The sequence below is a fragment of the Pseudoalteromonas sp. DY56-GL79 genome, assembly GCF_041414765.1.
GTDB classification, from domain to species: Bacteria; Pseudomonadota; Gammaproteobacteria; order Enterobacterales; family Alteromonadaceae; genus Pseudoalteromonas; species Pseudoalteromonas piscicida.
The window spans coordinates 129,133-135,984 of record NZ_JANHZS010000016.1; the positions used below are offsets into that span (position 1 = coordinate 129,133).

The 6,852-nt window shown below is 45.7% G+C and carries 1 protein-coding gene; it reads right to left on the reverse strand.

What is annotated here, in order from left to right:
• Positions 1-19: 19 nt before the first annotated feature.
• On the reverse strand, positions 20-6,852 hold a 6,833-nt coding region (locus NO992_RS13330; protein WP_371377850.1), incomplete at its 5' end, for an amino acid adenylation domain-containing protein.

A 6,852-nucleotide genomic window follows, 5' to 3' on the forward strand; every position in this document is an offset into this window, starting at 1 on the left:
TATATTAACGAATAAAATGTTAAAGAGTGTTCATAATTTCTGACATTTTTATTAAGTCGTCCGGTGTTTTTACCCAACTGTTGTGCGACCCTTTCATGGTGAACACTTGAACCTGGCTGGGTTGCATTACTTCTTCTATAAGGTTTTGATTCTTATCAAGGTATCGGTTGATTATATGACTGGAAAGTTGCAACTCTAAGCAATCTGACTGAGCCACTTCAACCGCACAACCTGCACTAAATAGCGTCACCTTTGCGGTGCTAGAAAATGCCGGATCATTTTGGTAGTGATAATTAATTCTATCGGGCTCAAGATGACTGAATTCTGGGTGTAGAGCTAAAACTTCATCATGCATCGCGGCATAGTCAAAACAAGGGTCGACGAACACCAAGTGTTCGATTGTGTCCCCCTCATTTTGCAGCAGTTTGGCAACCTCAAGTGCCAGCGTTGCGCCAAAACTCCAACCAAAAATCCGATAAGGGCCACTAGGTTTTAGCTTTTTAAGATGAATAGCATACTGCAACGCTAATGTTTGGAACTGGTAATAGTCATAGGCGAGCGAGCCCTTTGGTTTTTCCTGTGCGGCATAGATGTTATTGAAGCAATAACAAGGCGCGGAAATCTTGGGAGCAATGGATTGCAAGTAACTCTCAGCACCACCGCCACCCGGAGGGAAGAAAAACCATTCAATAGGAGCATCGGCTTCATTCACCAATACGCCGATCTCAATATCGCTCAGAGTTTTTATGCCTTGGGGATTTGCGGCTGTAATCGAATGTGAAACGACGGCTCGAAGGGCAGCATCGAACTGCTCTATGAATGCGGTGGTTTGTGTCTCATCTAACTGACTTGCAATGCTCACTTGCAGTTTCATTTGACGCACTTCGGCATTAACGATGAGTGCCATTTCATCCTGATTATCCTTGCTGCTGGCATCGCCTGAGTGTGCATTTAGCATTCGTATGCCCTGATCTTGTGCATCACTATTGCTATCAAGTTGTCCCAAGTAATTAAAACTAACTTTAGGTAATTGGCTGAAGGAAAATTCCCCACGTCTGACCAACTCGCTGAAGCCTAGCCCTTTATCTGGAATGGCACGAAGCGTTTCTTTGCTTTGAATAATCAGCGTCGATAAATCCGTGTCATTTTTCAGAGCAACCGGAAACATACTAGTAAACCAGCCTAGTGTTCTTGAGGTATCAATATGGTCACTCAGATGTTCTCGGCCATGGCCTTCTAACGTGAGATGGCAATAGTTTGTAGCAAAGGTATTGCACCAAGCCCGAGTAAACGCACTCATTAAGAGATCATTGATTTCTGTGTTAAACCCAGCAGGAGCAAGGCGTAGCAATTGCTCAGTAAGCTGAGTATCAAATTGATGCGTAAGACGCTGTTGTGATTTACCGTAAGGTACGTTTTGCTGTGTGCTTAACACATTTTGCCAATACGGTATTTGTTGTTCAAAAGGATGCAGGGCCACAACATCTGACCATTGGCGATAACTGCTGGTTTTGTCGCTTAAGGTGTCGCCTTGTAGCAAGCGGCTTAAGTCTTCGACCAAAATACGCCACGAAACACCATCAATAACAAGGTGATGAACGATAAGTACAAGCCTAGTTAGCGGCGTATCATCGCTGAGTAAAACCGGTTGCCACAAAGCACCTGAACCGAGTTCAAAACGGGCGTGTATTTTACTCAACGCCAGTCCGGTTTGCTGCTCGTCAAGCCCTGAGGTGTCCAAATGGATAAGCTTTGGTGTTGGACACGCTGCAACACTTTGGTATTGGGATTGCCAAGTCTCGGTTTTGCTAAATTGAGCGCGCAACATGTCATGTTGTTGATGTAGCTGCGCGAGTGCACGCTCTAAAGTATCTAGCGCGGTATTGCGCGGAAGAGCAAGCATGACCGACTGATTAAAATGTGCTTTATGACGGTAATGGGAGTTGAGGAACCATTGCTGGATAGGTAATAACTTGATTTCTCCGCTGAGCTCACCTTGTTCAGCCTCGATTTCTACCTGTTCATTATTTGCCAAAAATGCACAAAGCGCTTCTAGGGTTGGATACGTAAATATGTCTTTGGTCGACAGCGAATAGCCAGCACGTTTGAGAGCCGACATGAGCTGAATGCTCATAATTGAGTCACCACCAATATGGAAGAAGTTATCTTCCAAGCCAACCTGCTTAATCCCCAATACAGCACACCAGATTTTAGCGATATGCTTTTGCTGTTCTGTGTTTGGAGCATGGTGAGTCTCAGTTTGGCTAAAATCGGGCTGGGGCAGTGCTCGGGCATCAATCTTGCCATTAACCGTAACGGGTAGGGTGTCTAATGTGACGTAAGCACTTGGCAGCATATAACTCGGTAGCATTTGAGAGAGTGTTTGCTTGAGCTTTGCCTCATCTAGTGACTCAGTATTTGCCATGACCAAATAGGCCACGATACGTTTAACCCCATCTTGTTCACTCACGTTTACAAACGCAGTATGAATTTGCGGTTGTTGCTTAATCGCAGTTTCAATCTCGCCAAGTTCGATGCGGTAACCACGAATTTTCACCTGAAAATCATTACGACCAACATACTCTAATAAACCATCTTCACGCCATTTAACCAAATCTCCCGTTTTATACATTTTGTTCCAACCGCTTGCGAGATATCTATCCGATGCGAACGGGTTAACTAAGAATGCTTGTTCGGTTAAATCTGAACGGTGTAAATAGCGTCTTGCCATACCCGCGCCGCCAATATAAAGCTCTCCTGCCACGCCCGGTGGAAGTATTTTGCCAGCAGGTGACAACACGTAAGCAGATTTATTGGCAATAGCGCGGCCAATAGGTGCTCCGTGATTTACAGAGTTGAGTAAGCAGCAAGTCGCATAAACGGTGGTCTCTGTTGGGCCATAGGCGTGATAAAGCATCAGCTCTGGCGCTTGATGCTTTACTTGCTCAACCATAGCTAAGTCGACCGCCTCTCCACCAAAATTAATCTGTTTAAGTCCGGCGTGTAAGAAGAAGTCTTCGCTAGCTAAACGATTAAATAGCGCAGTGGTTACAAAACACGTATCAATCTGCTGTGCTTGGCAGTACTCAATCAGTCGTTCTGGATCAAGTTGAGTCTGTTTATCTATCAGGTGTAGCGCTGCGCCGTTACTGAGTGTGACAAAACAGTCAAAAATAAACGCGTCGAAGCTAATGCTCGATAAGCTAAGGACCTTGCTCAGTTGTGTGCGGTCGATAAAATGGTCGTCCGTGGCATAGTTTAATAGTGCCTCATGATTGATTTCTACGCCTTTAGGGTTACCTGTGGTGCCAGAGGTATAGATAATATAAGCCAAATCAGACGGGCTCACCGATACCGCTTGGTCTAAGCTTGTTTCCTTCATTGGTGTATCGCTGAGTACATGTGTCAGTGATGCAAGTGTTGTACTCGCAACTCTATCCATTAATCCCGATTGGGTGACCACGATTTTCGCACCACAGTCCTTGGCAATATATTCAATCCTTGAGTCAGGAAATTCCGGTGATACAGGAACATAACCACCGCCGGCTTTAAGAATAGCGAGGATCGCAACGATAGAATCCAACTGTTTTTCATGCAGCAATAACACTGGGAAATCACCTTGATACTCGTTGCCGTAAACCTCAGCCTTAATCACTAATAATTGCTGGGCAAGCAGGCAAGCCTGGCGGTTGAGTGCTTGATAGCTTAGTGCTTCACCTTGCCAGACCACAGCGGTTACATCCGGGAATACGGCGACTTTTTCACTAAATAAGTCGTTAAAGTTCTCGAAGCCGCATGACTCGCGCTCGGTTTCATTCCACTCATTGAGAATACGGGCCTTTTCCACTGTATTGGTAATTTCAATGTGTTGATGAGGCAAGTGAGTATTGTCAGCGACTTGCTTAAGGATCAGTTGCAGTTGAGATTGCAGTTGTGCGGCACGTGCTGGCGAAAGCAAGCTGGCGTCGTACATCAGCTCAAGTTGCAGCTCTCCTTGCTCTTTTGCTATCAATGCAAGTGGGAATTCAACTTGCTCTGGTGCAGCGTCAAACTGCCAGCGAGCTTGTTGTGCCTCTGCTTGTTCATTTTCGAGGCTTGGGTAGTTTTCGAAAACGACTAGGCTTTGGAATAGCCGATTACCGCCTTGTTGCAGTGACGCAAGTGACACATTCGCATGGCTATTTAAGTCCAAAATGGCAGTTTGGATCTTCTCGAGTTGTTGCGCGATGGTAGCATCTGTAGGCCAATCAAGATAAAGCGGTAGCGTATTGATGTAAGCACCAACACTTTGCTCTATGCCGTCAATTGGTAAGTCACGACCTGCGATAGTTGTACCTACTAAAGTAAATTCGTCGCGAGTATAGATTTGGATAAGCTTATGCCAGGCAAATTGTACCGCAGCATTGAGCGTGACAGAATGTTGCTGACACGCTTGCTGCAACTTACTTAACGCCTCGTTTGGTAGAGCAAAATGCAGCGTCTGCGGGTCATGATTATGACGGAGCGTTTCTAAATCTGTTGAGTGACTAAACAGGGTGTTAAGATCGTTTGCCTGTGATAAATCAGCGACATGATATTGCCAAAATGCTTTGGTGGCGGCCTGATTATCTCTTAGGTAAGCATGGGCATCTAAATAGGCGTTATCCACCTGTAAAACAGGTTCTCGACCTTGTAGTAATTGCGTATAGTTCTGGTGAACGGTCTGCATAACTAACGGGCCACTCCAACCATCACAAATGCTGTGATGCTCTGTTTTTATTAGGTGATAATGCGCTTCACCGCGTTTTACCAAATGCAGTGTAAATAACCCCGGTCTTGCAAAATTAAAGGGCTGATTTAGCACTTGGTTTGCAAGCTTTTCTATGTGTGCTTGTTGTTCTGCTTTTGAGTATTGACTGATATCAATCACGCTAAAGTTATCTTCATCAACACAGGTGTGATCCACGATAAGTTGCAGCATGGTTTCTTCAACATCAAAAGCACAGCGCAGCGCTGGATATTGCAGCGAGGTTAGTTGCCACGCACGACAGTAAAGCGCAGTGTCAATTTTATCGAAATACTGCATCTGTGACTGCACGCGATAGGCGGTATCTTCTGGACTATTAAGCTGGTGGAAGATAAAACCTTGCTGCAAGTTTGTTGCGGGATAAACCGCGGCTAGGTCGTAACGTGTGCGCAGTGCATCTAAGTGGGCGAAGCTGACGCCTGTCAGGTTATAGTCGCTCGGCGTTTGTTTGGCGCCAAGCGCTTTGGTATACAATGCTGTGTCGAGCACGGCTTGTAGACTGGCAGTGAACTGACTTTGGAATAGGGCAAATTCGGTTTCAGACAACGCCGTGGTGCAATTTAAGACAAGCTGACCATGAATAATTGCCGCGTTGATATCAAGAACGTAATGACCGTTATTTTCGCTTGCGACTGGTTGACCTGTAATGGCTTCAGTTAAGTAGAAGTCACCACTGGGTTGCTGCGTTTTTGTGCCACCGATTTGGCCTAAATAGTTGAATGCAACGGTTGGTAAAGTCCCCGCCACTTGTTTGGAAAAATAGAATTGACCAAAACCAACGCCATTGTCTGGCAATTTACGCAGCTGCTCTTTTGCATTTACAATAGCGCTTTCGAGACTAGAACCCGCATGGAGTGCTAGTGGATATAATGACGTAAACCAGCCTACGGTGCGTGAATGATCTATATCTTCGGCGATGTGTTCACGACCGTGCCCTTCAAGCGCAATAACCTGATCATTACTACCAGTGATATGAGCAAGAGTTAGGGACAGTGCAGCGACGACAAGGTCTCGAGGCTCTGTGTGATAGCCTTGATTAGCGTCAAACAGCAGCGTTTGTGTAAATGCAGAGTCAAGTTTAATCACTTGGTTTGTCGGTGTGTTCTTCGCTGTTAAGTGTGTTTGGCAAGTGTCAAGTACTTCCTGCCAATAGTTAATTTGTTCGGCTTGAACATGTGAATATTGGGCTAAGGTCTCAACCCATTGACGATAGCTTGAGGTTTTTTGCGCCAATTTTTTGCCTTGATAAAGGCTATTTAAGTCCTCAATTAGGATCCGCCAAGAGACAAAGTCAATGATCAGGTGGTGGAAGGCCAGTACCAATACATCTTGGCTTTGGCGTTTGACACGAATTGGCTGCCATAAAGGGCCTGAATTTAACGCAAACTGTGACTGCAAGCGGGTTAATTGCTTGGCAAGCTCGTCGTCACTGAGTGTGTCTGCATCAAGTCTAACTAAAGGTGCCATGGTGCTATTTTGTTGGTACTGCTGGGTAATATGCGCCGTCTTTTGATTGAACACAAGGCGTAGCACATCGTGTTGCTCAGCAAGCTCGGACAATAGCGCAACTAATCGCTCATCACTGATTGTACTTGGCATCACAGTAGCGAAAGTTTGGGCAAAGTGTGCGGGGTTAGCAAACTGATTTGCGAAGAACCACTGCTGGATAGGCAGTAGATCAAACTCGCCTTCAAGCTGGCCTTGTTCGGTTTTTATCGTAACCTTCTTGTCGCCATTCGCACTGATAAGCTTTGCCAGCCGCGCGGGAGTTGGAGCGGCAAATATCTCTTTAACTTGTACCGTTAACCCAGCTTCTCTTAAGCGTGAAACCAGCTGAATACTGACAATTGAATCGCCGCCAATTTGGAAGAAATTATCTTCAATACCCACTTGCTCAAGGTCAAGTACCTGTTGCCAAATCTCACAAAGCTGGGTCTCTAAGTCATTACGCGGTGCCACATAGAGGTTGTCGGCTTGAAGCTCTGGCGCGGGGAGTGCTTTGCGGTCAAGCTTACCGTTACCAGTGAGTGGAATCTGTTCGATTAGGGTAAAGTGGCTGGGCACCA